This window comes from Roseibium sp. Sym1 (genome assembly GCF_027359675.1).
Taxonomy (GTDB): Bacteria; Pseudomonadota; Alphaproteobacteria; order Rhizobiales; family Stappiaceae; genus Roseibium.
Window position 1 is genome coordinate 4,906,743 of the sequence record NZ_CP114786.1, and the last position, 25,272, is coordinate 4,932,014.

Below are 25,272 nucleotides of genomic sequence, written 5' to 3' on the forward strand. Positions count from 1 at the left end.
TCTGAACGGACATCCGCCATGCAAACAGCTGATGAGATTCTTAATCTAAGTGCCGCACAGGCAGGAACTCTCTTTCCTGGCGATGCAGCCGAGATCAAGAAGCGTTTCCACAGTCTCGCGATGTCATGGCACCCCGATCGAAGCAGCGACCCGAAATCCGAGGACGTCCTCCAAAAGCTGGTCGAGCTGAAGGAGATAGCCCTAAAGGGCGGCGTGAAGGCTCCTACGCTCGAGACACTTCTGAAGACCGACGACGGAAAGACGTTTCGCCTCAAATTCCTCAAGGAGAGCGTTACGGATTCTGGACGAACCTTCATCGGCGCCAAGACGGTTTCATTCGTCCACGGAGCGGATTTGAGCGACATCGGTCGAGCGGAGAAGGCGAGGATCGAGAACCTGAAGTTCGCCAACGACACGATGCGCAAGCAAATGGAAATTCTACTACCGCGTGCCGGCAAGTCCGAAGCGCTCGAGGACGGCGGGCATCTCACCATCGTGAAGCGCCCCGGCGGATCGATCCTCCTGAAGGATCTGATCAAACACCATGGCGGACAAATTCCGGTCAAACACGTAGCCTGGATCGTCTCGGGGATGATGAACATCGTCTGCTACCTGGAATGGGCGGGGATCGTCCACGGAGCGATCGGACCCGAAACCCTGATGATCCAGCCCGAAAGGCATTCCATCCATCTCCTCGGAGGGTGGGGGTTCGCGACGAAGATAGGCGAACGACCGACGGCTCTGCCGGGAAGAACCACGGAGGTTTATCCGAGGATCGCGGTGAAGGGGCAGACGGCCACGCCGGAGATCGACGTGACCCTCGTTCGGAGCGTCGCTCTCGATTGCCTCGGGAAGACGCACGGCGGTCAGCTGCTGACCGAGGGAACGGTGCCGAAACCGTTCGCAAACTGGATTTCGCTGCCTCCCGCAACACGGGCGACCGCGGATTACGAGGCGTGGATGACCGCGCTCGTTGAATCGTTTGGACCAAGACGGTTCGAGAAAATGTCCTGCACGGCCGCCGAAATCTACGGCGCGTAACGACGAAAGGAGAACGTCATGGGATACGCAAGATGGAGCCCCTCCGACTGGAGCGACTACAGCAAGAAGCACGTTGCGGGGAAATCTTCCGCGGAAATCTTCACTTCCTCAAGTATGAAGGATCCGTTTGACCCCTCGAAGATTGAATTCCGCGAGTCGAGAGACTCCGACGTCAATCCGGCCTCAACACCGATCATCCTGGCCTCCGACGTCACGGGATCCATGGGAATGATCGCGGAAACCATGATCCGAAAGGGCCTCAACACGGTCGCAACAGAGATCTACAACCGAAAGCCGGTCACCGATCCACACATCATGGCGATGGCCGTAGGGGACGCCGAATGTGACAGATCACCGCTTCAGGTCACGCAGTTTGAGGGCGACATCAAGATCGCGGAGCAGCTCAAGGAGCTCTACATCGAGCGTGGCGGCGGTGCCAATGGCGGCGAGAGCTACATGCTGCCCCACGTGTTCGCCGCGATGAAGACCAGGACCGACGCGTTCGAAAAGCGCCGGAAGAAGGGATACCTCTTCACCATCGGCGACGAACCGACGCTGGACGGGGTCACCAAGGAACAGGCCAAGAGGTTCCTCGGACTCGATCTTCAGGCGAACCTCTCGGCGGAGGATTGCATCAACCTAGCGTCCAGGACCTACGAGGTCTTCCACGTGATCCTGTCTACCGTCGGGCACGCCAGACACCGTCTGGACGAGGTGAAACGGACGTTCGAGCCGATCCTGCCTCAGCGGATCCTCTACGTCGAGGACCCGGACAAAGTGGCTGAGTCCATCGTGTCCGCGATCCAGATCTGCGAAGGCGCTAACAAAGCGGAAGTCGTGGCTAGTTGGAGCGGGGACACATCCCTTGTCGTTGCAAATGCGACCAGGGATCTCGCGACCGGCGGTGGCCGGGGTATTCAACGACTGGGCTGACGGAGCCGCGTCATGATTACGATCGCGAAAGCGGTTATCGGTGCTGGATTCGGCGACGAGGGGAAGGGTCTCATGACCGACTTCCTCGCCGCCGAAAATTCAGGCGCTGTGGTCGTCAGAACCAACGGCGGCGCTCAGGCAGGACACACTGTCGTTACGCCGGAGGGAATTCGGCACGTCTTCCATCACGTCGGTTCTGGCGCGCTGGCCGGCGCGAGAACACACCTCTCGAGATTCTTCGTCTCGCATCCGATGTTCTTCCTCTCTGAAGTCGAGAAACTCCGGAGGATCGGAGCCAACACGAATGTAACGATCGATCCGCGTGCGCTGGTGACCACGCCTTATGACATCATGGTCAACCAGATCATCGAATCTCGGCGCGGCGATGTCAGGCACGGCAGTTGTGGCATGGGATTCGGCGAAACCATCGAACGGTCGAGCAAAAGGTTCTTTAAAATAACGGTTGCAGACCTAGGGAAGGATCTGCGCGTTATCCTGATAAGGATTCGTAGCCAGTGGGTCTCCAGGAGGCTCCGGAAGTTGGGTGTGGAGGAACTGACCGACGAGGAAATCGACCTCATATTCGATGACGGTATCCTGGAATCCTTCGTAACGGACTGTGCTAGGTTTGTCGAACTCGTCCGTATACGAGATGACGCCGACATCGGCCGGGAGGGGACCGTCATTTTCGAAGGCGCCCAAGGCCTGATGCTTGACCAGGATTACGGAGCCTTTCCTCACGTAACACGCTCTAATACGGGCATGCCGAACATCGCCGCCGTTTGCGCCGAGGCGGGCATTTCCTCAGTCGACGTTCACTACATGACCCGCGCCTACTCGACGAGGCACGGCGCTGGACCATTGCGGAATGAAACCAAGTCCCTGAAGGGGGTTGAGGTGGTTGACGAAACCAACACGCCCAACGACTGGCAAGGGGAGCTAAGGCTTGCTCCTCTTGATGTTGACGGAATTGTGCACGCCATCAACTACGATCTCTGGCGAGTGAAGCACAGGATTGAGGTTAGGCCAGGTATTTTTATTACATGCACGGACCAAATCCATGGGGACACGTTGCCGATTGAAGTTTCCGGGAGAATATTTCCAGAAAACAAGATCTCTTTTCTGAGTGAATACACACGCGATTGGCACCCGCACGGCTTATACGGAGTGTCGGACGGCCCGACGCGCGAGAACGTTAAAATGTCCATGCTGCGACAACGCGAACTGCGTAGAGATAAAGAGTTGGCATGAGCGGAGATAATGAATCCCTAGAATGGAATCGAGTCAAAAAGCAGCTGCATGCTGAGCTTGGTGATGATGTATTCACCAGCTGGTTCGCTCGGATAGACTTTGAGGAATTTCAGGACGGCACGGTCCGTTTGTCGGTTCCAACCCAGTTTCTGAAGCAATGGATCCAGAAACATTACCAAAACCAGATCCTAGGCTTTTGGAAGCGTGAATGTGAAACAGTGCAGAATATCGAACTTTCAGTTCGCGGCGCGGTTCGTTCAGTCGCGGTTGCACTGACACCCAACACACAGAGTCGGCGGGCCGCGGTACAAAAAATCGCGCAAACCGCAAAGTCACCGCCAAAGGCGGATGATGTACTTTCGAAGTACATCACAGATGCGATGGACGGATCGGTATTGGACCCGCGGTCGTCATTCGGAAGTTTTTTGGAAAGCGCATCTAACCGCACGGCTTTAACTGCGGTGAAGAATGTCGTTCTGAAAAAGGATGATTTGTTCAATCCGCTATTTATTCAAGCTGCTACCGGCATGGGGAAAACGCATCTATTGCAGGCTGCAGCGGCTAGTATCCGGCGGAACGGGAAGAAGGCGCTCTATTTGACGGCAGAGCACTTCATGTACCGGTTCGTTGTAGCATTAAACTCCCGAGCAGCCTCAACATTAAGGCATGTGCTTAATTCGATCGACTATCTCGTCGTCGACGATATCCAGTTTTTGCATGAAAAAAAGGCCAGAACAGAATTCTCGCACATGCTGAACCTCATGCTGGACGAAGGCCGGCAAGTTATTGTCGCATCCGATCGTTTGCCATTGGAGTTGGATTTCGATGAACGGACCCGTTCACGTCTGTCTGGCGGGCTTGTGGTCCAGTTGGGGGAGTCAGATTTCGGTCTTAGAACTGACATCCTGGTATCTCAGGTGGCTGAGATCAGGAAATCCTACCCATCATTTGATGTCTCGGAGGATGTACTCAGGTATGTCGCTTCTTCGGTAAAGTCGACAATTCGCGGACTTGGTGGTGCAATGAACCGCTTTCTAGCGTTTCATCAGTTGATGGGGCGGGTCCCCACCTATGCCGAGGCTGAGGAAACAATAAAGGATCTGATTGCAGTTGAAGAAGCGCAACCAATAAAAATTGCTGTCATTCAGAGAATAGTGTCCAGGCACTATGAGATAGCCAGATCAGACATGTTGTCTCGGAGAAGGGCTCGTGTTGTCGTTCTGCCTCGGCAAATTGCTATGTACCTGGCTAAGGAAATGACGCCTCGTTCATTGCCCGAAATCGGACGTCGCTTCGGGAATCGAGACCACACGACGGTTCTTCACGCTCACCGAAAGATTAGCCGTATGCTCCCTGATGATCCTACATTCTCCAGGGAGCTGGAGTCTTTGAAGGAGATGATTCGTGCTGCAAAATAATCCAGGTATCGTGAATTTGATTACGATTCAGCATGGATCGCATCTTTACGGTACCAATACGCCGCTGTCGGACCTGGATTACAAGAGTGTTCATGTTTCGGTAGGGAGTCGGGATGGAACAGTATGATTTCGAATTAGCTAGCAAACTTGAATGGTTGGCATTGTCCTTCGCTGCCGGCGCTCACTACGGTGTTGGCCAGAAGCGCAAATACACTGACGAACCTTACATCACATCCGCTTGCCGTCGCAGAATTAGTTCGCAGCGTCGACCACACACCGGAGATGATTGCCGCGGCACTTCTGCATGACGTCGTGGAAGATACTACTTGTCGAGCTCGATACGATCAAGGAACTGTTCGGGGAAGAGGTGTCTGAACTCGTCTATTGGCTGACTGATGTTTCCAAGCCAGGTGACGGCAATCGTGAGGCTAGGAAAACAATCGACCGCGAGCACATCGCAAAGGCGCCCGCCGACGCAAAAACCATCAAATTGGCCGATTTGATTGACAATACGAAATCTATAACGTCGCATGATCCAGACTTTTCAGTTGTCTATATGAAGGAAATAAGTAAGTTATTACAAGTACTTAATGATGACAATCAAGTCTTGTATAGCGTGGCCGCCAACCAGGTTTCGAACTATTATAGCGGCATCTTGGAAAAATAACGCAAAAAACGTGAATTTCGTGTTGACGATGCGTTTTTCATCTGACAGTATCCAAATCAACAACGTCGCTTCGGAACTGTCATGAGACACCAGCAACCAACACTGCAGATATTCCAAACTGAGACGCTCAGGGATGCGTCCTCGGAAAGTGGAATTGCGTGTCGAGCGGATGCATGGCCGGGCAGCCTCAATCGATACATGTTGACGGTCGGGCGAACGACACAATAGGGCGGACTTTCCGCCAAAGGCGGAGAGGACGATGTCCAAAGAAATACAGACAAATCAAAAGTTTACCGACTTGGAGCTGAGAATGCTCTCAGGTAATCCCTTCCATTTGCCTGTTCTTTGCTCGGACTTTCACGTGGAACTCGCTGATGTGATGAAGGTCGCGGAACGACTTACGAGAAAACGGTTTTTGACCTCGCATCCAGACGGAACAAACTTCGTTTGGATTGCAACTGAGCTGGGTAAAAGACAGCTCACCAACTGAATTCGATTTTCCGGTACGCCGGATCTTCTGCTCTTTGACATTGTGATTATCCAAGGAAAATGATCGGCCGCCGATCAGCAGGAGTAGTGTGCTCACTGACCGGCGGCCGGCCAAAAGTGGATTTTGCTGGATGGTAGTGTGCCTGCTTCGATACCCACCATCTACACATGTTGCTGGCAGTGCAACGCGATGTTGCGATGCTACCATCCTGCAAAATTCACGCGCCCCCGTAACTCAGTGGCAGAGTAGATGTTTTGTAAGCATCAGGTCGCAGGTTCGATTCCATGCCGGGGGCACCAGGCGCCAGTGGTGAAATTGGTAGACACGCCAGATTTAGGTTCTGGTGCTTCGGCGTGGGGGTTCGATGCCCTCCTGGCGTACCATTTGTGGTCTTGGCGATCCTGTCCTTTTATCGTCAACACCCTCCGGCGCTGGCTGCGCGCCGGGAAAGTTATGCGGGCGTGGCGAAATGTAGACGCACCGAATTTAAGCTTCGGCGGTATATCCGTGCAGGTTCGAGTCCTGTCGCCCGTACCAAATCCGCTTCCATAGCTCAGGGGTAGAGCCCACAACTGATAATTGTGTGGTCCTTGGTTCGAATCCAAGTGGAAGCACCAGAACGCGTAGCAAAGTGGTCGAATGCATCTGACTTTTAATCAGTCGAGGCTTGTCCTCCTCGCCGGTTCGAATCCGGCCGCGTTCTCCAAAGGCACGCTGGGGCAGCCTGGCATGCGCGCCCTCCTTGGGCGTTCCTCCCTAGACTCGGGGCGGGGAGACCCGCCTCACCTTTTGGCCCTGTAGCTCAGTTGGGAGAGCGCCGGCCTGTCACGTCGGAGGCCGCGGGATCGAAACCCGCCAGGGTCGCCACCAGGGGGAACTTCGAATGTGGTGCAAAGAATGTAAAACTGATAAATCTGAAGAAAACTTTCTCTGGAGAGGTAGGCGCGGAAAGTTTTATGTAAGATTTTGTAATTTATGCGCCACAAGAAATATGAAGAAATATGATGCGACCAAGATGGTTGGTAGGCTGCCAGAAGAGTTTTCGGAAAAAGCGGAGTAGCCAAAACAATAATATCTTGACGCCTCATGATTTCTCGAGAGCAATAAGAATGCAGCACGCTATTGGCCCGTAGCTGCGTCTTCGCTGTCGCCCAGCGACCCGGGCCAATCGGTAGGGTGCCGGCCTAAGTTTTGAGATCGGTACACAGCGCCCGCAGACGTGCGAGAGAGCTGTCCCGTGCGGCGGATCGAGGTAACGTGCCAGCAGTCTAGACCGCGGAAACAAGCCCGAAGGGCAACGAAATCGGCGTAGCAGCACAGAAGCATGCCAGCGTGTAGGGATGTCGGCGGACTATCAACCCGATCATGACGATGTGAAAGGCGACCATAGGAACGGCTCAGGCTTCGCAACCGAGTAGACGGCCTAAAAGCACCGGGCGTGGACAACCCAAAGCGCCGAGCCAATTTGAACAGCAATAATGCTGGGTTCATCACTAGCATCTGTTGCAGGAGGAAAGACACTAGCCCCGGACCGCTTGGTGATGCGAGTGGATAACGGGCTGGCAGTCGCCTCAAGTTTCGCCCTATGGGCAAAGTGATCGGTGCATAGCAGATCGAGCGTCTTGGTTTGGTGGCCTCGCCAGTCAAGCGGACAAACAGTGATGAGGTGCACTGAAAATAGTCAGACGGCGGCGTGGAAGGACACGCTCTTACAGGGGGACGGCGAAGTACACGCCTCAGCAACGCTGCGGCGGCGGATCCTGCACAGAAGCCGAGCCGGTATCAAGCCCGGTCCGTCTGACTGGAGGTTACCTATGGAAAAATGGAAGCTGAAGCGTGTTCGCCAATGTGAAAAATGTCCCTGGAAGATCTCGACGGATCCACGGACGATCCCGGACGGATACTCTGAAGAGCTCCACGAAAGCCTACGCCAAACGATCGCTGAACCAGGAAGTGTTCGAGGCACTGGCCACGCATTTGCGTGTCATGAATCACCGCCCGGTGAGGAGGCACACTGTGTTGGTTGGCTGATGAACCAGATCGGTCCTGGGAACAACATCGCTTTGCGTCTTCAGATGTTGTCCTGCGAAAACATTGGTGCAGTGGTCCTGGATGGGCCGCAGCATCGGTGCTTCGAAGACACGCTTCCTTACTGAAACAAGATTCGCAGCTGTAGCTCAACCGGTAGAGCCGTCCGCTCATAACGGATTGGTTGCGGGTTCGAGCCCCGCCGGCTGCACCATCAAATGGGAGATAAATCTTGAGCTTGAGCATGAAGATTTTCGAGTTGATGCGGGTGATTTACCATCTGCCCACTGGACCCCCGATTGAGTTTGCCGTGGCCATCGGACACCAGCCGATGGTTGCGAGATGCGAGGCTGTGTTGGTTTCTCGACCGCCGCGAGGTCTGGCCGTGGTATGGGGATGACTGCACAATCATATAGTAGAAAGACCCGGGGCATCGCATCGCCCCGGGCAACGTGAGGTGAGATATGTCTTTTGCGGCGCGTAGCGCGCTCGTTTTGAACGCTGATTTCCGGCCGCTAAGTTCGTTTCCTCTTTCCACCTGGAACTGGAAGGACGCGGTGCGATCAGTCCTTTTGGACAAGGTCATCGTTGTCGCGGAATATGACGAAGTGGTTCGTTCCCCGTCATGCTCGGTGCCGTTGCCGTCCGTGATTGCTCTGAAGCACTACCAACACCAGGTCGAGCACGTCACTTTCAGCAAGCTCAACATCTTTCTCAGAGACCGCTTCAGGTGTCAGTATTGCGATACGAAATTCCCTTCGACCGAACTGACGTTCGATCACGTCCTACCGCGGAGCCGCGGCGGGACGACATGTTGGGAAAACATCGTTGCTGCCTGTGAACCATGTAATACCCGAAAGGGTTCCGGAATGGACATGGTCCCCATTCGTCGGCCGTTCAAGCCGAAGCCCTGGCAGTTAGCGGCGGCGCAGGTCAGTCACCCAACGACCGAACTGCACGAGAGCTGGCTCGACTTCATTTACTGGGACAGCGAGCTCGCACAACAGTAACCCGGCCGGCGGCGGCCGGCCGGGTTTGGTCTCGTAGCTCAGCAGGATAGAGCACGGTGTTCCGAGCGCCGGGGTCCCCGGTTCGAGTCCGGGCGAGATCACCAAATTGGAAGTGTGGCCGAGTGGTTTAAGGCACTGGTCTTGAAAACCAGCGAACCATTGTGTTCCGTGGGTTCGAATCCCACCGCTTCCGCCATTTTCGCCCTGACCACGGATGTACTGGCAGGGTGTTGGCCGCGATCGCTCGAGAGATCGTGTGCCTTTGGGTGAGCAACCCGGGCATGTGGCGAGCCCAGCCGGCTGTAAACCGGTCGCATTGCTTTGGAGGTTCAACTCCTTCCTCACCCACCAATAATTCATGAAAGGTGTGAAAAATGGACAATATAAAGATTAATATTTTGGCATTATTTCGCCTATTGGTATTTATAATTAGTTCATTACGCGATGTAGTTGCTATGAAATTCATTTTCTTTCTATGCGATATAACTATGTGGGCTCGCGACAATAAGATACTTTTCTTTGTATTCTTTGTTTCGTTCGGCCTCGTGGTCGTACACCTAGTTTCGCCTGGGTAGCTCAGACGGTAGAGCGCCTGTTTGAAGCACAGGAGGTCGGAAGCTCGAAATTTCCCTCAGGCACCACAAGGGTTAGGCAATGCGAAAGTATCAGATCTATGCCGGCGGCGTACCGCAGCATATTGTTGAAGCCTGTTCGAGCCAGTTGGCGCTCGAGCGGTGGCTTGATGAGCAAGGGTATGATTGCATTGAACACGCCGCGGAAGAGCATTTCTGCGAGCCGGACGAAATCTGCGCCGAAGAAGGAAAATTGGGGTCTTAGCTCAAATGGGAGAGCACGTGTTTTGCAATCACGAGGTCACCGGTTCGATTCCGGTAGGCTCCACCAAAGTTTATCCCGTCGAGCCATCTAGGCGAGGGCTGTCGACTGTTAATCGATGAAGTCTGGTTCGAATCCAGAGACGGGAGCCAAACAGGAGGTGCTCATGTTCGATACTGCTCGATCGGTTACGAAACAGGAGTATCTCGCCTACCTTTCGTCGATCGAATATTCAAATGTCCGCGAAATTGACGAAGACCGATGGGCTGGAACCGTCAACTTCATGTTCACCCAGGCGATTGTTGTTGGCTCCTTCACCAATCCGCTCGGTTATGATGACCGATGGTGCTATGAGCCTGGTCGCGCTGCAGCAGCCCTCGAGGAATGGGCCGCAAGAGGCTATGTTGGTGAACCAACTGGCTGGCACCGTCATCCTGATAGCGGTCGGCGCGTTGATCTGAAAACTGGCGAGACCTGGGTTTCGCCTTAGTGCTTCCGTAACTCAGCGGACAGAGTGCGAGATTACGAATCTCGAAGTCGCGGGTTCGACTCCTGCCGGAAGCTCCAAATTCTGAAATTCGGTGTATAGCGCAGCACGGTAGCGCACCTGGTTTGGGACCAGGGGGTCGCAGGTTCAAATCCTGCTGCACCGACCATATGTCTCTGAAAAGAGGCGAGCCCCAGCAAGTTGGTTATCTTTTTTGCCAAGAGAAAAACCCCGACTTGTGTCCCTGCGTTCGCCTTACTGTTCAGGGCGCGAGCCCCCGAAAATTGGTTATCCTATCTGGAAGGAGAGGTCGTCGGTTCGAGTCCGGCTGCGGCTGCTAGGCGGCCGTATAGCTCAGCTGGTAGAGCGCTAACACCCGATTTTCACCCTGTGTTCGCGTCGTACAGTAGGCTTCGCATTACCGGCCAATTGGCTGGAATGAGCCCAACGAAATTTGGTTATCGCTGGTTCGATTCCTGTCACTCCAACGCGGAGTGTGCCCCGATGGTTGGGCGTCCGAATTTCACCTCAGCGTTCATTCCAGCCAATTGGCCAAAGGAGCCAATATGAACTACGCAGATCTCTACAATCCAAAGAAAACACCGCAGACCGAACCAATGGATGATCGCCAGGTTAAAAACAATGCTGGCGGATTCGTTTTCCAGATCGACTGCTGGTCGCGGCTTGACCGTTTTTTGATTCTGGGTGCCGACAGCGCCACCTACTATCAGAAGGCGCGCGCCCTTACTCGCGAGAATGCGAAGTGCGTCATTGAATGTCTGAACCACGACTCCATGCGCACGATCGAGCGCGCCAAAGAGATTTCGGTTTCCGGCCGGGCCCCGAAGAACGATCCGGCAATTTTTGTGCTGGCCCTAGCTGCGGTGCACGAAAACGTGCATGTGCGGTCTCTCGCCTACGAGGCGATTCCGATCGTATGCCGGACTGCCACTCACCTATTCATGTTCATTGATATCTGCGTCAAACTGGGCAAGGGCTGGGGACGTGGATTCAAGCGCGCCGTTGCAGCCTGGTACAGCGAAAAGCCAACCAACACGCTCGCTCTGCAGGCTATCAAATATCGATCACGTCACGACTATGACCACAAGCGTCTATTGCGGTTGGCACATCCGATGCCAGACGCAGATCCGGCCAGGGATGCGTTGCATCGGTGGATTGTCGATCGGGATTATGATCCAGACGCGTTGCCCGCAATCGTCGACTCGCATCTCAAGGTGATGGCTATGGACCGGCCGGCCGACATGATTCCTCTGATCAAGGAACATCGTCTTCCGTGGGAGGCTATTCCGACGGGCGTGCATCGGGATCCGGATATTTGGCGTGCGATGCTGCCGTCGATGGGGATGACTGCACTTATTCGAAACCTGGGCCGTCTCACTGAAATCGGTGTGATCAAACCCTTGTCGGATGCAGAAGCCGCAATCTCTGATCGCCTGGAGAATGAAGAAGGTCTCCGGAAATCGCGTATTCATCCGTACGCGATTTTGCAGGCGCTGGCAGTTTATCGGGCAGGAAATAGCGTCCGCGGGAGCGGTTCGTGGGTTCCTTCGACGGCGGTTATGGATGCTTTGGATGGCGCTTTCTACAAGGCGTTTTCCAATGTTGAGCCAACAGGAAAGCGTCATCTTCTCGCGCTGGATGTTTCTGGTTCTATGACCTGGCCCGAAAACCGAATTGGTGGTGTTCTCACGGCTCGTGAAGCATCAGCAGCTTTGGCAATGGTGACGATGGCAACGGAGCAGCGATCTCATGTTGTTGCTTTTGCCGGCGGGCTGCGTTCCATACTTCCGCTTTCTATCTCTCCCAAAATGCGTCTGACCGACGTGGTGGCTGGCATATCCAGGCTCCCTGCCGGCGGTACCGACTGCGCCCTGCCAATGCTCTACGCAATGGAGAACGGATTGTCGGTCGACGTGTTTGTCATCTACACGGACAACGAAACCTGGTGCGGTTCGATCCACGCTGTGCAGGCTCTTCGCCAATATCGTGAAAAGACCGGTATCAACGCGAAACTGATCGTAGTCGGGATGACCTCAACGGGATTCTCCATTGCGGACCCTGACGACGGGGGGATGCTTGATGTTGTAGGTTTCGATTCCGGGGTTCCGGAGTTGATGGCTGATTTCATCAGATCATGAATATGGGCGGCGCCTTGTGCCGCCCATGGTGACGCGGTGGCGGAGTGGTTACGCCGTGGATTGCAAATCCACTCACGCCGGTTCGATTCCGGCTCGCGTCTCCACCCACCTCCGTAGCTCAGCTGGATAGAGCAACCGCCTTCTAAGCGGTAGGTCGCTGGTTCAATCCCAGCCGGGGGCGCCAGATTCACAAACTGGAAGTTTGGCCGAGTGGTAAGGCAGCGGGTTGCTAACTCGTAGAACCTGATGGTTCCGAGGGTTCGATTCCCTCAGCTTCCGCCGCGGGTATAGCTCAATGGTAGAGCCGCTGGCTTCCAACCAGCAGACGACCGGTTCGATCCCGGCTATCCGCTCCAGTTAAATTGCGAGGCACAATGAGTTTCAAATTGTTTCGGAACATACCCGGGCGCCGTAGGGGCGCACCGGAAATATCCGGAGAGAAACATGCACCACAAGAGGAAGCGACCTAAATCTAGTCGCGCTGGTTGCCTGCTTTGCAAGCCGCATAAGAGACAAGGTTCCTGCCGCCATCGTCGCGCACGTCACTCGGACACCAAGCGATTGATTTCCGCCAGGCAACAGGTTTCTGAACGATGATTTACGGCCGTCGCCTGGAGGTCAAGGGTACCAGCCTTTCAAGCTGGGACTTCGCGGGTTCGAATCCCGTCGGCCGTACCAAGCTCCACGATGTGGAGAGGTGGAGACCGGCAAGTTGCTGTCCCTGGCGCCGGGCAGAACCCGGCGCCTATTCGCCCTTAGTTGAGTGGTAAAACATCGGTTTTTGGTACCGAAGGCCCTTGGTTCGAATCCAAGAGGGCGAACCAATTTCGAGAAAGGCTATGCAATGGATTTTTTTGGTTGGGTATTGGCTGTAACGTTTTTGTTCTCGATTTGGTTCCCAAAGGAACTCGGCTCCTGGATTGGCACTTTTGCCGGTCACATCGTGCTCGCCTCCAAGGCGGTAACCAATCCAAACAAGTCGGAATAGCTCAGTTGGTAGAGCATCGGAATCATAATCCGGTGGCCGGCAGTTCGATCCTGCCTTCCGACACCAACCCTGTGATAGCTCAGTTGGGAGAGCGACAGATTGTGGATCTGTAGGTCACCGGTTCGAGCCCGGTTCCAGGGACCAGTTGGGTGTAGCTCAGTGGCCAGAGCATCGGTCTCCAAAACCGAGTGTCGGGGGTTCAAGTCCCTCCACCCATGCCAGTTTTACTTGGATAGTCACAATGCAAAGAGCGTCGAAGCAATGCAAAAAACGTTGACATGGGATCAGATGTGTGCCTATTTGTGGGCATCGTCGCTTAATGCGTTTGATCTCATGCTGAAAATTTGTCGGGGTGGAGCAGTCCGGTAGCTCGTCAGGCTCATAACCTGAAGGTCGCAGGTTCAAATCCTGCTCCCGCAACCAGCATGGAGATTTTCGTGGCTCGAGATCCTATCTTCAATATCGCTGATCGCGTTCCTTATCTTTCTAAAGATCAGGAAGCCCAACTGATAGCTGATTGGAAGAATAACGGCAATGTCGATGCCATGCATACGTTGGTGATGGCGCATCTAAGACTTGTTCGTAGATTTGTTTACAGTATTAAAACAAGCGATGATGTGCGTCGTTTTCTATTTTCGGAAGGAATTGTTGCTTTATTAATTGCTGCCAAAAAGTTCGAGCAATCTAAAGGGGTTCGTTTTTCGACATATGCTTCGTGGTGGTTGAAGGCTCATGTGTATGAAGAGCTACACAATTTAAATTCAAACGTGCGTCTTTATATCTCCAAATCAGACAAAGCGGCAATTCACAGGTCGCTAAGAAAGCATAGAAAGTCACTAGCGGAACAAGATAGGGACACCCTGGACGTTAATTTTGTCGACAACATTGCTGATGATTTGGAAATCAGTCGTAATCTGGTTCAGAAATACTTCTACTTCCTTGCAGGAGATGTCACTCTATCAGAGCCGACGGGTATAGCGATCTCGCTTGAGGATAAATCGTGTACCCCTGAGACGATGGAATATTCTGTCGAGAGATCCTCCCTCGCTGCAGCCGTCAAGCGGGCACTTGAAGTTCTAAACGAACGTGAAGCCAGTATAATACGCCAACGTCGTCTTTCACACGATCCGCTGACATTGGAAGAGCTCGGTACTCAGATGGGGGTTTCGAAAGAAAGAATCCGCCAGATCGAGCAGCGGGCTTTCGAAAAAATGCGGCCGCTTTTGGAGCCGTTCCGGGAAGTGACGGCATGATTTCGCTACCGCAATGGGCTCCGTGGGTACTGCTGACTGCGTCATCAATTATAAATATGATTCTTTCTATCAGAATATTTGTTTTGACCAGATCTATTCATACTTCTGTTCGTAACGAAATCATAGTTGACACACCGGATGTTGTGCAAAATATCGATGCGCAAGAAAGCGAAAACTGGCGGAGAGATGTCCTTTGAGGGCGCCGGTTGCTTCTGTTCTTCTCCGGGAAAGTCCCCATTACCGGCGAGATGCTTTTTCTATTGGCCTCAGTCGCTATGGTTACAAAGTTCAATTTCATCCGCTGAGCAATCCGCAACGTGGTGATTTGCTAGTTTTGTGGAATAGATATCGACGCGATGAAGCCTATGCCCTGGCCCATGAAGCTGTTGGGGCTAGAGTATTGATCGCGGAGAATGGGTGGATAGGGAAAGATCAGCACGGAAACCACTTCTACGCTTTGGCGCGTAGTCACCACAACGGCGCCGGACAATGGAGCGTGGGAACTTCCAACCGGTGGCCAATTTTTGGGGTAGATGTTCGCCCGTGGCGTCGACACGGAGATGCAATTCTGGTTCTGGCGCAGCGAGGTATTGGAGAGCCTGGCGTTGCTAGTCCACAAGGATGGCTCGAAGACGTGACCTCAAGATTGAGGAAACATACTGACCGGCCGATCACCATTCGCCAGCATCCTGGGAAAGACAGAACCGATCCTTACGCTGCTTTGGAGGGATGTTGGGCGGCTGTGACGTGGGCCAGTGGAGCTGCGATAAAGTCGATAGTGGCTGGGACGCCTGTTTTTTATGAGATGGAGAAATGGATAGGCGGTCCGGCGGCCAAGTTGGGGATTCACGACATCGAGCACCCGTTCGTAGGCGATAGAAGTGAAATGCTTCATCGGCTTTCATGGGCACAGTGGTCAGCCGATGAGATAGCATCAGGCGAGCCATTCGAATGTCTGTTTCAGTAAATGCTTATGTCATTGAGGGAAATCGCAGATCTAGAACGATTTGCGAGGCGATGTTGCAAGGCGCCAGACGAAACGGCATGAGGATCAAAATGATTTCGGAAAGTGCTTTCACCAGCGCATGTTCCGATATCGCCGTGTTCTACGGAATGTCCGGCCGGCTTCCACGAGTGATGAAGGACTATAAAAAAAGTGGTGCCACTGCCGTCTATATCGATTTGGGATATTGGGGACGGCGGGACGGTGGGCGCTTGGCTGGATATCACAAAGTTTCTGTAAACGACCGGCATCCTACGGCGTATTTTCAGTCGGTGAGACATCCGACAGACCGGCTTTCAAAGTTCAGGATCAAAATCAAACCGTGGAGACGATCAGGTAAGCAGATTCTCATAGCCGGAATGAGTGGAAAGGGTGCTATTAGCCAGAAATTCCAGCCAGGTGAGTGGGAGAGCCTGGCTGTTGAGGATATCAAAAGATATTCAAAAAGACCGATCATTTTCCGGCCAAAACCTTCTTGCAGATATGGGATCAAGATCCCCGGCTGTCCGGTGAGTCCTGCTGATCAGCGTATTGTCGATGCGCTGCATAATTGTCACGCGGTGGTCACTCATCATTCCAATGCCGCGGTAGATGCCATCCTCGAAGGTATCCCGGCATTTGCAATACGTGGTGTGGCAACTCCGTTGGCTTTGGATGATTTATCCAAAATCGAGGAGCCGCTGTATCCGGACGGGCGTGAGCAGTGGGCTGCAGATATTGCCTACTGCCAGTGGAACCTGAACGAGATGGCAACTGGTCAGGTCTGGCGCCATCTGAAGTCCGAAGGATTAATTCCTTGAAGGTTGTTTTTTGGCATTCAGATAAGGACCTCGATCGACGTCTTGCTTGGGCTGTTGTTTTGGGCGCTAAGGTACATGGTGATGAAGCCGTTGCGATACCATCAGAGCTCTATAATGGTGCCGTCGACCACGATGTTGCATGTATGCTTGGGGTGAAGACCCAGAAACTATTCAAAAGACATCAAGCGGCTGGACGACAGATCGTTTACTTTGACAAGGGATATATTCGGGACCAGATACCCGGGGTATCCGAACGAGAATGCAAATATTGGCGTGTGGCGGTCAACGACCATCATCCAACAAAATACCTGATGGATTTGAGCGCGCCGGTTGATCGTTTCGAAGATCTGAAAATCACGCCTAGAGAGTGGCGTGATTCTGGTGATCACGTTCTATACGCAGGGTCATCTGCGAAATATCACGAATTTGCTGGGCTGCCTCATCCGACAAAATACGTTCACAAGCTCGTACGAAGGATCCGGAAGCTCTCCAACAGGCCTATAATCTATCGACCTAAGCCATCATGGAAAGAAGCGGTCGAAATTGAGGGAGTAGAGTTCTCAACGGCGCCTGAGCGTATCAGGCAGGTGCTTGATCGATCACATGTCTTGATCACGAATGGATCGAATTCTTGCTTCGATGCAATGGTCTCCGGCATTCCTTCTATTATTTTGGGGCAGGCAGTCGCCGCGCCGATTTCATCCCACTCGCTCGAAGATATAGAAGAGCCGAAGTTGGCAAGTGAGAGCGATCGACTCCAATGGTTTTCCAATCTGGCCTATTGCCAGTGGACTTTAGATGAATTGCGATCTGGCGAGGCCTGGGGGCATCTGCGGAAATTGCTGCTCAATGGAAAGATTTAGGGTATTGACCACCGTCCATAAGGACGGTTGGGAAAGTTATGGCCGGCGAATGGCAGAGAGCTTCGTCGCACGTTGGGAAAAAAACATCAAACTGACAGTCTATGCCGAAGATTTCGAGCCAGATGTAGAAGGAGTGACAGTCGCGGCACTGCCGGACTGGCTCACCGAGTTCAAGAGGAAATATGGCCCTGTTCCAGATGCGTCAGGAATGGCCTCGGGGACCTACAATTATCGACGCGACTGCATACGGTTTGCTCATAAAGTTGCTGCTGTCTGTGACTTTGTTGGCCGTTTCGATGATGGTGTGGCGATCTGGTCCGACGCCGACATGTTCACGCATGCCGATGTGACATCTGGTTGGCTCTCGAAGTTTTTTGACCGCTCCGCGGCGATGGCCTGGCTCTTTCGGAAGCGTAGCTATCCGGAATGCGGATTTATGATGTTTCGTTGCTCGCATCCAGGTGCTCATGAGTTTTTGAAGAGACTCGAGAAGTGCTACCGAGCCGGAAATGTTTTCGACTATCCGGAAACACACGACAGTTACGTGATCCAACAAATTGTCAAACGTGTCGTCGATAAAGGATTGATGCCGCAGCCTGTAAGTTTGTCAGGTGGAGCTGAGTATACGGCCCATCCTATTGCAAACGGGCCAATCGGACAGCGGCTTGATCACTTGAAGGGCAAGCGAAAGGATACAGGAATCTCCTGGGCGAGAGACCTGAAAGTCAAGAGACCGGAGAAATATTGGAATGGCGCAGCGTAAGACCCAGCAGGTAAATGGCGTTTTTCTTCCAGCTGCTGACACTCACTTTGCCGACCATCTCCTTTCCGGACCTTTGTTCCGTAGTAAAGGAACCTACCAGTATTCTAAGATCGAAAAAGCGCTCGAAGTCCTGAAAGCGCGAAATTCAAAGATGCGCCACGCGTTGGACATCGGGGCGCATGTTGGTCTCTGGTCGATGGTGATCGCGGAATATTTTGAATCTGTGGTCGCGTTTGAGCCGGTTCCGGAGCATGTTCACTGTTATCGGTTGAATACGGCTGATTTCAGCAACGTTAAACTGCACAAGACGGTGCTCGGCGCCAAGTCTGGAAAGGCCAACGTTATTTCCACACCGGAGAACACCGGCAATGCTTTTGTTAGAGATGGCGGTGTCGGTGGCGTCCGTATGAGAAAGCTCGATAGCTTTAATTTCAAGGACATCGACTTCGTCAAAATCGACGTTGAAGGCTTCGAATATTTCGTAATTCAGGGTGGTGAACACCTTCTGAAGCGAGATAAGCCTGTGATGGTCATCGAACAGAAAAAAGGCAATGCAGAGCGCTACGGTCTCGAGCAAACTGCCGCGGTAAAACTGCTGGAAAGCTGGGGGGCTGTTGTTCAGTGGCGGAAGAGTGGCGACTTCTGCCTGGCATGGAATAAGTAGTTATGAGCGCGAGTGTTTGGATCGGATTTGACCCCCGTGAAGCGGCGGCATTTGCAGTCGCACGGACCTCTATCAGGTCTCGGCTCACGCTTCCTATTCCGGTCAGAGGCCTGGTGCTCTCCGAGCTCCAAAAGGATGGAATCTATACTCGGCCGACCGAGCGTCGTGAGGGCCGCCTTTGGGACACGATCAGTGGAGCTCCGATGGCGACTGAGTTCGCTATCTCGCGCTTCCTTGTACCATTTTTGGCCGATACCGACTGGGCGCTGTTTATGGATTGCGACATGCTGGTTCGTGCCAATCTCCGCGAACTTTTCGACCAGGCAGACAGCGACAAGGCTGTCATGGTCGTGAAGCATGACCACCAACCTACATCGGCCACAAAAATGGATGGCCAGATCCAGACGTCATATCAGAAGAAAAACTGGTCTTCGGTCATCCTTTTCAACTGCAAGCACCCTTCGAACAATGTTTTGACGCCAGAGTTCGTGAATACCCAACGCGGCCTGCACCTTCATCAGTTTTGCTGGTTGAAGGACGAGGAGATCGGGGAATTGGGTCAGGAGTGGAATTGGCTTGCCGGCCATTCCGGTGACAACATCGACCCCAAGATCTGTCATCATACGGACGGTGTGCCGTTCATGCCTGGATACGAAGACGCGCCCTATGCGGATGAATGGAGAGAGGTGCTGACACGTTGGGCTTCTTGAGCGGCTGCGTCAGCGGCGCTGGAGTTCAGTTATGGGTGGGATAGGCAGTGGCGGCCACAATCGCCTCAGCGATGAAGAGAAGAAGCGTCGAGGCACGTTCAGGCCTGATAACAGCGCAGAAGTTTACAACGCTCGGGCTGCCGAAAAGATTGTTTCCGGCCCGTGGTTGACGCGAATCCCGGATCCGGAACTGCCTCTCGGTAAGCTTGGGAAAAAAAAGTACGACGAACTGACGACAGCTCTCTTCGAACAGAACAAACTAACGCAGATCAGTTGTATGCAGGCGGAGGTAGCCGCCAGGTTGTTCGAAAAAATCAAAAATCTGGCTGAGCAAAACAAGTTTCCGTCCGCTTCTGATGTCACGCAATTCCAAAGAGCGCTCCAAGCGCTCCGCGTCGCAGAAGACGCAAAACCGATCGGTTCGCCTCAAGGGCAAAAAAGCAAGTTCGCGCGTTGCGGCTTCGCGCACAGGAAGTCTAAGGCGCGCTGACTTCGTTGATCTTCCGAAGATCAAAATTGAAATTGAGGGAGAGGTAGAGGAATTCGTCGATTACCCGGCGATCGCTAAGGCATATGCGGATGGGGTTGTTTCAGGTTTCCTACCGAACAACAGGCTGATGATTCTGGCCGCGGAACGCTACCTGCACATGCTGGAGATGGCCAAGGATCCAGAGAATGATTTCTACTACTCGCCGGAACATGTGGTTGACTACTGCGACTTTGCAGAGCGCCTGCAGCACTTCGAGAGTGGCACCTGGGAACTGACGCAAAAGGATGAGGATGGCAATCCGGATCCGAGCATTATTCTCGAACCGTGGCAGATCTGGGTAGAATCGGCAATTCAGGGATTTCGGAGACGGTTTACTGGTGAACGGCTGGTGACAACCGCAATAGAAGTGATTCCGAGGAAGTCGGCCAAGAGTCTCAAAGCCACAATCGCGGCTCTCTTTGATCTTTGCTGCTCTGGTCAGGTGGCGCCACAAATACCGATTGCGGCAGCATCCGCAAAACAAGCAGACGATACGTTGTTCGGCGATATCAAGGCAATGGTCGAGAACGATGAAGACCTAGCTGCTGAGTACGGACTGGAGACGACGAAAGACGAAGTGCGGTGCGGTTCAGGCACGATTTTCAAGCTGACATCGCTGGGCGAGCGACAGGACGGCTTAAATCCGTCACTGGCTCTTTTTGAAGAAGGACATGCCGGCGCGGCATCAGTCTATAAGGTTGTAGATTCTGCATTTGGCGCCAGACCAAATGCACTCCGACGGATGATCACAACGGCCGGCTATCGGCCAGAGGGCCCAGGATACGAGTTACTCCTCGATGCGACGCGCGTCCTGGAAGGAACGGAAGAGGACTACAGCCTATTCGCGGCGATCTATACCCTGGACAAGGAAGACTACCTGGATCCGGACACCAGCGCGATTTTGTGGGAGAAATTGTTCACCGATGAGGATTTGCTGATTAAGGCAAATCCAATGTATGGCATCAGTCTGGACCCGATAAAGATCAAGACTAGCTTGAAGGTCGCAAAACGCAGATTAGATCTACGCGGCGAAGCGGCCAGAACCAGGTTCAACATCTGGACGGGATCAGGTACCAGCCTGATTGATCTTTCCAATTGGCAGTCGTGCAAACGCGATATCTGCCTCGAGGACTTCATAGGGCAGAAGTGTTGGATCGGCGTCGACCTGGCTCAAAAAACGGACATGTGCTCAATCGCTCTTGTCTTTGAATTGCCAGGCGATCGGATCGCGGTTTTCGCAAAATATTTTCTTCCGGAAGATTCTGAAACGGTGAGCCATCCTGAACTTTTCGATCAGATAGAGATCTGGCGCGAAGGTGGCTGGCTTGAACTGACGGAGGGACCTCTCGCGGATCACGATCGTGTGCGAGAAGAGGTCGAAGCCTACTGTGAAGTGTTTGATGTCCAGGTGATTGCTTGCGATCCGGCGCAGGCGCACAACACGGTGAAGCAATTGTGGGATGGTCACAAGCCGGTGATGGTTTATCCGAACCGAGCTGACACGATGACCCCTCCAACTGACGATGTGCTCGGGCGGATCATCGCTAAGACGATCTGGCATGACGGTAACCCGGTCTTGGCCTGGAATGCGCAAAACGTTTACGGAGAGCGCAAGGGTAACGGCTCGATCATGCCGCGTAAGGAAAAAGATCACTCCCCGCGCAAGATCGATGGATTTGTTGCCCTTTGCTTCGCCAATGGCTGTCGTCTGGAACCTGATTTTGCCAAAGATCCGAGCAAGGACGATGCCGGCAAAGACGACCCATACCTAACCCGTGGAATTCTTGGATACGAGGAACGACATGTCTGAGAAATCTCCGTGGGCACGCAGTGATCTCCCGGCGCGAAGGGAAGAGGAAATTATCCAGCGCGAACACTCGGCCGAAATGACGATGGACGAGTTTGTAGGTTGGCTGAATCAGAATTTTGTTGGCAGTTTTTCGGTTAAGGATGCGCTTCAGCAGGCAGCGTTCATGCTTTGCTGCGATGTTATCGCCCAGGACATCGGGAAGGCCAAACTCCGGCTCTACGAGGAAACATCTCCCAAGACGGCGCGTATCGTTAAACCGTCAGAGCACAAAATTGCAGAGTTCCTGGCTCTGGAGCCCAATAGCCGGCACATCTGGCAAGACTACACCGAGATGATGGTCTACTGGGCCTGTCTTACCAAGAATGCCTATTCGGTCATTAAAAGAAACGAATCCGGAGAGCCAATTGCACTGATTCCGATCCAGTCAGGTCGCGTTCGGGAGTTGATCAGCCCTGAGAGAGAGCTGTTTTACGAGATCACGGCCGGCACCATGCAGGAAGAGGCACTGCTAGGCGCAATGTACGTCAGGTTGCCTGAGCGTGATGTTGTTCATGTCCGCTCACGTATGCTGGATGGAATGAGCGGTTTTTCCACGCTGGCTGCCGGTGCAACATCTCTTCAGACTGGCAAAAATCTAGAGGAATATAGATCGGAACTTTTTGGTGAGGCCGGCCAGCTCCGCGGTGTGTTCACCAAGGAAGGAGAGGGGGTCCTGCCGGATGAAGCCTTCAACCGGCTCCGCTCTCAGTTTCGTGAACTGATGCTGAATTTCCGGAACCTGGTTGAACCGATCGTTCTGGAATCCGGAATCAAATTCGAATCCATCTCGTCCAAACCTGCCGAAATGGAGCTCACGAAGCAGTTCGAAGCGCAGATCAACCAAACGTGTCGGCTGCTGCGCGTTCCTCCGCACAAGGTCTTCAACCTCGACGGGTCTAAATATGAAAATCTTGAAACCCAAGAAAAAGCTTACGTCGGTGACACGCTTGTCCCAATAGCTTCTTCTTTTGAGGCGCGGTACGACCGCGGCCTTCTCTCCAGAAAAGACAGGACGCGCTACTTCCTCCGCCACGATCGCGAGGAAATGACGATCAAGGATACCAAGGCGGAGACTGAGCGTGCGGTCCGTTCATTGGAACGCGGAGGCATTACCTGGGACGAATATCGTGCCATCATCGGGCTCAACGAACTGCCGAATGGTCAGGGTAAATTTCGGATAGTCCCGGTCAATATGACCATCCTCGACGAGAATGGGGATCCGATACACGCCGGCAAACCTGATGAGACGGATGATTCTGAAAATGAAACAGACGACACAGCAGACACCGGTGAAAAGGTATTGAAGTTGGTCCCCTGAGAGACTGAGGAGTGAATAAATAACAACCTGCCGAAGTGCTGGAACACTTCAGCAGGTCTAACCATTACGTCTAGTATGGAGACATAGATGGCTGAAGCAATGTTACGAGTGATGAAATCTTCGCTCAAGGCCTTTCATTGCGAAACGTGTGGAACTGAGTTCAAACGCTATCCATCGCAAATGAAGAGGGGACGCCCGAGGTTTTGCTCAAGAAAATGCCGACGCACTGGTAATGAATGCAAGTGTACAGGTTGCGGGTCCCTTACTTACAGGAAAAAGAGCCAGATTGAATCCTCCAACAGGAAGTTTTTCTGCAGTGTTGGATGTCAAAGAGATTTCCTAGAAACGAAGCGATTTGTTGGTATCTGCAAAACCTGTGGAGTCGAATTTAGCAAACCAGTCAGTACTGTATCGAGATTAAATCAAGGTCAGTTCTGTAGTCGTGCGTGCAAAGACGGCCATTTAAGGAAAACGATGCAGTGTTCCTGGCCTGGCTGTGGAAATGAAATTACAGTTAGTAGTTCAACTAGTACGAAGCGTGGTGTCACGCGGACACTCTACAAGACTGATTTCACAAAGTATGGGAGATATGTCTCTAATCCTTTATGCAATTTACACCATGAAATTTGTGTCAAACATCTAGGACACAACCATCGGCTTAGTTCGCGTGTGAAGTGGGTCGAGAACCAGGATTATGATTTAGGTTCCCGAAGTCTTAATAACAAAATCACCAGGATGTTCGTTTTTTACAAAACGAATGGCCGGTGCACAGAATGTGAACGCGAACTTCTGTTCGACGGTGGATTTCATGAGTGGCACGTAGATCACGTGCTTCCTGTTTATCGTGGCGGGCTCACAACTCTTCGTAATCTGCAAGCTTTATGCGTTGCTTGTCATTCTAGAAAGTCGGCTGAAGAAAAGTCAGATGTAGGTCGCCGCAGGCACGCGATGACGAAACTCGGTCGTTGGAAAACGCACGCTGAGAAAGACGTGTTGATTAGGCAGCTCCGTGAAGAGATTGCCTCGCTTCGCGCTTCCCTATCGAAATATGAGGTAATCCAATGCCACGGAAAGTAAGCGTTGATGAGATCATCGCGAAGCGCTCCGATATCGGGTCAGACGCTGCTCCGATCGTAAAAGCTGCGAAAGCACCAGCTTCGTGGGACGCAAAATCACGTTCCGCGCGCTTCATTATGAATGCACAAGCAACAGATCGCTATGGTGACATCGTCGTTACCTCCGGAATCAACACAAAGCGTTTCGAGCAGAATCCTGTTGCTCTTCTCTTCCATAGCAGCCGCTCTTGGCCGGTCGGTTCTTGGGGAAATTTGGAAAAGATTCTGAAGGGTCGCCCGCCTCGCTTAGAGGGTGATGTGATGCTTCTGCCAGAAGGCGGGCCTGTGAAAGAGATTGATGAGACCGCCTGGATGATCGAGCATGGCGGTGTTCGTGCCTGTTCGATTGGGTTTGTCCCCGATTGGGAACAGGCCGAAATGATTCTCGACGAAGACGGCCAGCCGACATGGGGTCTGAAGTTCAACGCTTGTGAACTTGTCGAGGCGAGCATCGTACCTGTGCCAGCATCTCCAGAATCGTTGGTGAAGAGTGCCGACGGCAATATGCGCCTCGCGGCCGAGCTTATCGAGGATATCCTTGATAACTGGGCCAAATCTCCAGAGGGCCTTATCCTTCGTCGTGCCGACTTCGAGGCCGCCTACAGGACGACGACGGAAAAGATCCAAGAAGATCGAGTCGAACCTTCCAAACCAGATGATGAGTTTCATTCCACTCTGAAGCAAGCTTTGAAGGCGTCCGGGCTCCATGATGGTGGCGAGGTGGATTCGACCGCCGATGAAGATGAACAGAGTGAAACGGTCGAACTGGCTGCCGACGACATCGCTGAAACCGCGGATATCGCAGAGGAAGATGATGCGGACGTGTCGGATACGATCACCGTCAAGATCGATGCCGATACGTCGGCTCTCGATGAAAAACTCACCAGATCAAGTGGTCTCTTGGAACGACTTCTCGAAGGCTTTGCTTCGCTCACAAAAGCAAAGACAGAAGAGCGTATCGAACCGACCGTGGAGGTCGAAAAGCCTGAGCCGGCCGACCCGGAGATGGTGAGAATTCTGACAGAGCGTAGCGCAGCACTTCGCGCTTCTGCTCGGCAAGATGGACTTGGACTTACTTAATCCCCACCGGGCCAACCCG

General features: G+C 53.1%; 23 protein-coding genes and 23 tRNA genes. All 46 read left to right on the forward strand.

Annotated features, from left to right (window positions below; all coding sequences use genetic code 11):
• Positions 1-18: 18 nt before the first annotated feature.
• The 46 genes from O6760_RS22665 (at position 19) to O6760_RS22875 (ending at position 25,253) form a co-directional block, all read left to right on the forward strand.
• Positions 19-1,041 carry a J domain-containing protein gene (locus O6760_RS22665; protein WP_269581948.1) on the forward strand — a complete coding sequence of 341 codons (1,023 nt, stop codon included), beginning with the start codon at positions 19-21 and terminating at the stop codon, positions 1,039-1,041.
• Between the two features lie 18 nt (positions 1,042-1,059).
• A complete protein-coding gene (locus O6760_RS22670; RefSeq protein ID WP_269581949.1) occupies positions 1,060-1,974 on the forward strand; it encodes a hypothetical protein in 915 nt (304 codons plus the stop codon).
• A 12-nt stretch (positions 1,975-1,986) separates the two neighbouring features.
• Positions 1,987-3,225, forward strand: a complete 1,239-nt coding sequence (locus O6760_RS22675; RefSeq protein ID WP_269581950.1) for an adenylosuccinate synthetase — start codon at positions 1,987-1,989, stop codon at positions 3,223-3,225.
• Positions 3,222-4,643, forward strand: a complete 1,422-nt coding sequence (gene dnaA / locus O6760_RS22680; RefSeq protein ID WP_269581951.1) for a chromosomal replication initiator protein DnaA — start codon at positions 3,222-3,224, stop codon at positions 4,641-4,643. The genes O6760_RS22675 and dnaA overlap by 4 nt, the downstream gene beginning before the upstream one ends.
• Positions 4,644-4,832: 189 nt before the next feature.
• Entirely contained in the window at positions 4,833-5,018 is a 186-nt protein-coding gene (locus O6760_RS33475) for an HD domain-containing protein (RefSeq protein WP_442969818.1), read from the forward strand.
• Complete coding sequence (locus O6760_RS22685; protein ID WP_269581952.1) at positions 4,948-5,310, forward strand: hypothetical protein; 363 nt, start codon at positions 4,948-4,950, stop codon at positions 5,308-5,310. The genes O6760_RS33475 and O6760_RS22685 overlap by 71 nt, the downstream gene beginning before the upstream one ends.
• Positions 5,311-5,569: 259 nt before the next feature.
• Positions 5,570-5,800, forward strand: coding sequence for a hypothetical protein (locus O6760_RS22690; protein WP_269581953.1), 231 nt, complete (start codon positions 5,570-5,572; stop codon positions 5,798-5,800).
• A 223-nt stretch (positions 5,801-6,023) separates the two neighbouring features.
• Positions 6,024-6,099: transfer RNA gene (locus O6760_RS22695), tRNA-Thr, on the forward strand.
• Position 6,100: 1 nt separating this feature from the next.
• Positions 6,101-6,183: transfer RNA gene (locus tag O6760_RS22700), tRNA-Leu, on the forward strand.
• 72 nt (positions 6,184-6,255) lie between these two features.
• A tRNA-Leu gene (locus O6760_RS22705) sits at positions 6,256-6,337 on the forward strand.
• A 5-nt stretch (positions 6,338-6,342) separates the two neighbouring features.
• Positions 6,343-6,417, forward strand: a tRNA-Ile gene (locus tag O6760_RS22710).
• A tRNA-Lys gene (locus O6760_RS22715) sits at positions 6,418-6,506 on the forward strand. It begins immediately after the preceding tRNA gene.
• An 85-nt stretch (positions 6,507-6,591) separates the two neighbouring features.
• A tRNA-Asp gene (locus tag O6760_RS22720) sits at positions 6,592-6,667 on the forward strand.
• Positions 6,668-7,614: 947 nt separating this feature from the next.
• Entirely contained in the window at positions 7,615-7,956 is a 342-nt protein-coding gene (locus O6760_RS33480) for a DUF6283 family protein (RefSeq protein ID WP_442969819.1), read from the forward strand.
• 10 nt (positions 7,957-7,966) lie between these two features.
• Positions 7,967-8,042: transfer RNA gene (locus O6760_RS22725), tRNA-Ile, on the forward strand.
• A gap of 250 nt (positions 8,043-8,292) precedes the next feature.
• Positions 8,293-8,838, forward strand: a complete 546-nt coding sequence (locus tag O6760_RS22730; RefSeq protein WP_269581954.1) for an HNH endonuclease — start codon at positions 8,293-8,295, stop codon at positions 8,836-8,838.
• Between the two features lie 27 nt (positions 8,839-8,865).
• Positions 8,866-8,942, forward strand: a tRNA-Arg gene (locus O6760_RS22735).
• Positions 8,943-8,946: 4 nt separating this feature from the next.
• A tRNA-Ser gene (locus O6760_RS22740) sits at positions 8,947-9,034 on the forward strand.
• A gap of 68 nt (positions 9,035-9,102) precedes the next feature.
• Positions 9,103-9,189: transfer RNA gene (locus O6760_RS22745), tRNA-Tyr, on the forward strand.
• A gap of 214 nt (positions 9,190-9,403) precedes the next feature.
• A tRNA-Phe gene (locus tag O6760_RS22750) sits at positions 9,404-9,479 on the forward strand.
• Positions 9,480-9,492: 13 nt separating this feature from the next.
• Positions 9,493-9,675: a hypothetical protein gene (locus O6760_RS22755; RefSeq protein ID WP_269581955.1), complete on the forward strand. Its 183-nt coding sequence runs from the start codon at positions 9,493-9,495 to the stop codon at positions 9,673-9,675.
• Positions 9,666-9,741 (forward strand) — tRNA-Ala (locus O6760_RS22760). Before O6760_RS22755 ends, O6760_RS22760 begins: the two co-directional genes overlap by 10 nt.
• Positions 9,742-9,838: 97 nt before the next feature.
• Entirely contained in the window at positions 9,839-10,162 is a 324-nt protein-coding gene (locus O6760_RS22765; protein ID WP_269581956.1) for a hypothetical protein, read from the forward strand.
• A gap of 1 nt (position 10,163) precedes the next feature.
• Positions 10,164-10,239, forward strand: a tRNA-Arg gene (locus O6760_RS22770).
• A gap of 12 nt (positions 10,240-10,251) precedes the next feature.
• A tRNA-Pro gene (locus O6760_RS22775) sits at positions 10,252-10,328 on the forward strand.
• Positions 10,329-10,725: 397 nt separating this feature from the next.
• Entirely contained in the window at positions 10,726-12,318 is a 1,593-nt protein-coding gene (locus O6760_RS22780) for a TROVE domain-containing protein (RefSeq protein ID WP_269581957.1), read from the forward strand.
• 30 nt (positions 12,319-12,348) lie between these two features.
• Positions 12,349-12,422, forward strand: a tRNA-Cys gene (locus tag O6760_RS22785).
• A 92-nt stretch (positions 12,423-12,514) separates the two neighbouring features.
• A tRNA-Ser gene (locus O6760_RS22790) sits at positions 12,515-12,597 on the forward strand.
• 2 nt (positions 12,598-12,599) lie between these two features.
• A tRNA-Gly gene (locus O6760_RS22795) sits at positions 12,600-12,674 on the forward strand.
• 244 nt (positions 12,675-12,918) lie between these two features.
• A tRNA-Glu gene (locus O6760_RS22800) sits at positions 12,919-12,996 on the forward strand.
• Between the two features lie 71 nt (positions 12,997-13,067).
• Positions 13,068-13,142: transfer RNA gene (locus tag O6760_RS22805), tRNA-Gln, on the forward strand.
• A gap of 154 nt (positions 13,143-13,296) precedes the next feature.
• Positions 13,297-13,372 (forward strand) — tRNA-Met (locus O6760_RS22810).
• Between the two features lies 1 nt (position 13,373).
• Positions 13,374-13,450: transfer RNA gene (locus O6760_RS22815), tRNA-His, on the forward strand.
• Positions 13,451-13,527 (forward strand) — tRNA-Trp (locus tag O6760_RS22820). It begins immediately after the preceding tRNA gene.
• Positions 13,528-13,651: 124 nt separating this feature from the next.
• Positions 13,652-13,729, forward strand: a tRNA-Met gene (locus O6760_RS22825).
• A gap of 14 nt (positions 13,730-13,743) precedes the next feature.
• The gene (locus O6760_RS22830; protein WP_269581958.1) at positions 13,744-14,559 is read left to right on the forward strand and encodes a sigma-70 family RNA polymerase sigma factor; all 816 of its coding nucleotides are present in this window, start codon (positions 13,744-13,746) and stop codon (positions 14,557-14,559) included.
• A 951-nt stretch (positions 14,560-15,510) separates the two neighbouring features.
• On the forward strand, positions 15,511-16,362 hold the full coding sequence (locus tag O6760_RS22835; protein WP_269581959.1) for a hypothetical protein: 852 nt from the start codon (positions 15,511-15,513) through the stop codon (positions 16,360-16,362).
• Positions 16,359-17,225: a hypothetical protein gene (locus tag O6760_RS22840; protein WP_269581960.1), complete on the forward strand. Its 867-nt coding sequence runs from the start codon at positions 16,359-16,361 to the stop codon at positions 17,223-17,225. The genes O6760_RS22835 and O6760_RS22840 overlap by 4 nt, the downstream gene beginning before the upstream one ends.
• Positions 17,226-17,274: 49 nt before the next feature.
• The gene (locus tag O6760_RS22845) at positions 17,275-17,988 is read left to right on the forward strand and encodes a hypothetical protein (protein WP_269581961.1); all 714 of its coding nucleotides are present in this window, start codon (positions 17,275-17,277) and stop codon (positions 17,986-17,988) included.
• The gene (locus O6760_RS22850; protein ID WP_269581962.1) at positions 17,975-18,652 is read left to right on the forward strand and encodes an FkbM family methyltransferase; all 678 of its coding nucleotides are present in this window, start codon (positions 17,975-17,977) and stop codon (positions 18,650-18,652) included. Before O6760_RS22845 ends, O6760_RS22850 begins: the two co-directional genes overlap by 14 nt.
• A gap of 203 nt (positions 18,653-18,855) precedes the next feature.
• Positions 18,856-19,362, forward strand: coding sequence for a hypothetical protein (locus O6760_RS22855; RefSeq protein ID WP_269581963.1), 507 nt, complete (start codon positions 18,856-18,858; stop codon positions 19,360-19,362).
• A gap of 31 nt (positions 19,363-19,393) precedes the next feature.
• Positions 19,394-19,852, forward strand: coding sequence for a hypothetical protein (locus tag O6760_RS22860; protein WP_269581964.1), 459 nt, complete (start codon positions 19,394-19,396; stop codon positions 19,850-19,852).
• 127 nt (positions 19,853-19,979) lie between these two features.
• The gene (locus tag O6760_RS22865) at positions 19,980-21,701 is read left to right on the forward strand and encodes a terminase large subunit (RefSeq protein WP_269581965.1); all 1,722 of its coding nucleotides are present in this window, start codon (positions 19,980-19,982) and stop codon (positions 21,699-21,701) included.
• Complete coding sequence (locus tag O6760_RS22870; protein WP_269581966.1) at positions 21,694-23,058, forward strand: phage portal protein; 1,365 nt, start codon at positions 21,694-21,696, stop codon at positions 23,056-23,058. Before O6760_RS22865 ends, O6760_RS22870 begins: the two co-directional genes overlap by 8 nt.
• A gap of 735 nt (positions 23,059-23,793) precedes the next feature.
• Positions 23,794-24,135 (forward strand): HNH endonuclease, encoded by a 342-nt coding sequence (locus O6760_RS33485; RefSeq protein WP_442969820.1) that lies wholly within the window; start codon positions 23,794-23,796, stop codon positions 24,133-24,135.
• Complete coding sequence (locus tag O6760_RS22875; protein ID WP_269581967.1) at positions 24,120-25,253, forward strand: HK97 family phage prohead protease; 1,134 nt, start codon at positions 24,120-24,122, stop codon at positions 25,251-25,253. The genes O6760_RS33485 and O6760_RS22875 overlap by 16 nt, the downstream gene beginning before the upstream one ends.
• Positions 25,254-25,272: the final 19 nt, after the last annotated feature.

What these genes read in the sequence shown, in the direction of transcription:
- O6760_RS22665 (WP_269581948.1), top strand. Translation starts at nt 19, where the DNA reads ATGCAAACAGCTGATGAGATTCTTAATCTAAGTGCCGCACAGGCAGGA.
- O6760_RS22670 (WP_269581949.1), top strand. Translation starts at nt 1,060, where the DNA reads ATGGGATACGCAAGATGGAGCCCCTCCGACTGGAGCGACTACAGCAAG.
- O6760_RS22675 (WP_269581950.1), top strand. Translation starts at nt 1,987, where the DNA reads ATGATTACGATCGCGAAAGCGGTTATCGGTGCTGGATTCGGCGACGAG.
- dnaA (WP_269581951.1), top strand. Translation starts at nt 3,222, where the DNA reads ATGAGCGGAGATAATGAATCCCTAGAATGGAATCGAGTCAAAAAGCAG.
- O6760_RS22685 (WP_269581952.1), top strand. Translation starts at nt 4,948, where the DNA reads ATGACGTCGTGGAAGATACTACTTGTCGAGCTCGATACGATCAAGGAA.
- O6760_RS22690 (WP_269581953.1), top strand. Translation starts at nt 5,570, where the DNA reads ATGTCCAAAGAAATACAGACAAATCAAAAGTTTACCGACTTGGAGCTG.
- O6760_RS33480 (WP_442969819.1), top strand. Translation starts at nt 7,615, where the DNA reads ATGGAAAAATGGAAGCTGAAGCGTGTTCGCCAATGTGAAAAATGTCCC.
- O6760_RS22730 (WP_269581954.1), top strand. Translation starts at nt 8,293, where the DNA reads ATGTCTTTTGCGGCGCGTAGCGCGCTCGTTTTGAACGCTGATTTCCGG.
- O6760_RS22755 (WP_269581955.1), top strand. Translation starts at nt 9,493, where the DNA reads ATGCGAAAGTATCAGATCTATGCCGGCGGCGTACCGCAGCATATTGTT.
- O6760_RS22765 (WP_269581956.1), top strand. Translation starts at nt 9,839, where the DNA reads ATGTTCGATACTGCTCGATCGGTTACGAAACAGGAGTATCTCGCCTAC.
- O6760_RS22780 (WP_269581957.1), top strand. Translation starts at nt 10,726, where the DNA reads ATGAACTACGCAGATCTCTACAATCCAAAGAAAACACCGCAGACCGAA.
- O6760_RS22835 (WP_269581959.1), top strand. Translation starts at nt 15,511, where the DNA reads ATGTCTGTTTCAGTAAATGCTTATGTCATTGAGGGAAATCGCAGATCT.
- O6760_RS22845 (WP_269581961.1), top strand. Translation starts at nt 17,275, where the DNA reads ATGGCAGAGAGCTTCGTCGCACGTTGGGAAAAAAACATCAAACTGACA.
- O6760_RS22850 (WP_269581962.1), top strand. Translation starts at nt 17,975, where the DNA reads ATGGCGCAGCGTAAGACCCAGCAGGTAAATGGCGTTTTTCTTCCAGCT.
- O6760_RS22855 (WP_269581963.1), top strand. Translation starts at nt 18,856, where the DNA reads ATGGCGACTGAGTTCGCTATCTCGCGCTTCCTTGTACCATTTTTGGCC.
- O6760_RS22860 (WP_269581964.1), top strand. Translation starts at nt 19,394, where the DNA reads ATGGGTGGGATAGGCAGTGGCGGCCACAATCGCCTCAGCGATGAAGAG.
- O6760_RS22865 (WP_269581965.1), top strand. Translation starts at nt 19,980, where the DNA reads ATGATTCTGGCCGCGGAACGCTACCTGCACATGCTGGAGATGGCCAAG.
- O6760_RS22870 (WP_269581966.1), top strand. Translation starts at nt 21,694, where the DNA reads ATGTCTGAGAAATCTCCGTGGGCACGCAGTGATCTCCCGGCGCGAAGG.
- O6760_RS33485 (WP_442969820.1), top strand. Translation starts at nt 23,794, where the DNA reads ATGTTCGTTTTTTACAAAACGAATGGCCGGTGCACAGAATGTGAACGC.
- O6760_RS22875 (WP_269581967.1), top strand. Translation starts at nt 24,120, where the DNA reads ATGCCACGGAAAGTAAGCGTTGATGAGATCATCGCGAAGCGCTCCGAT.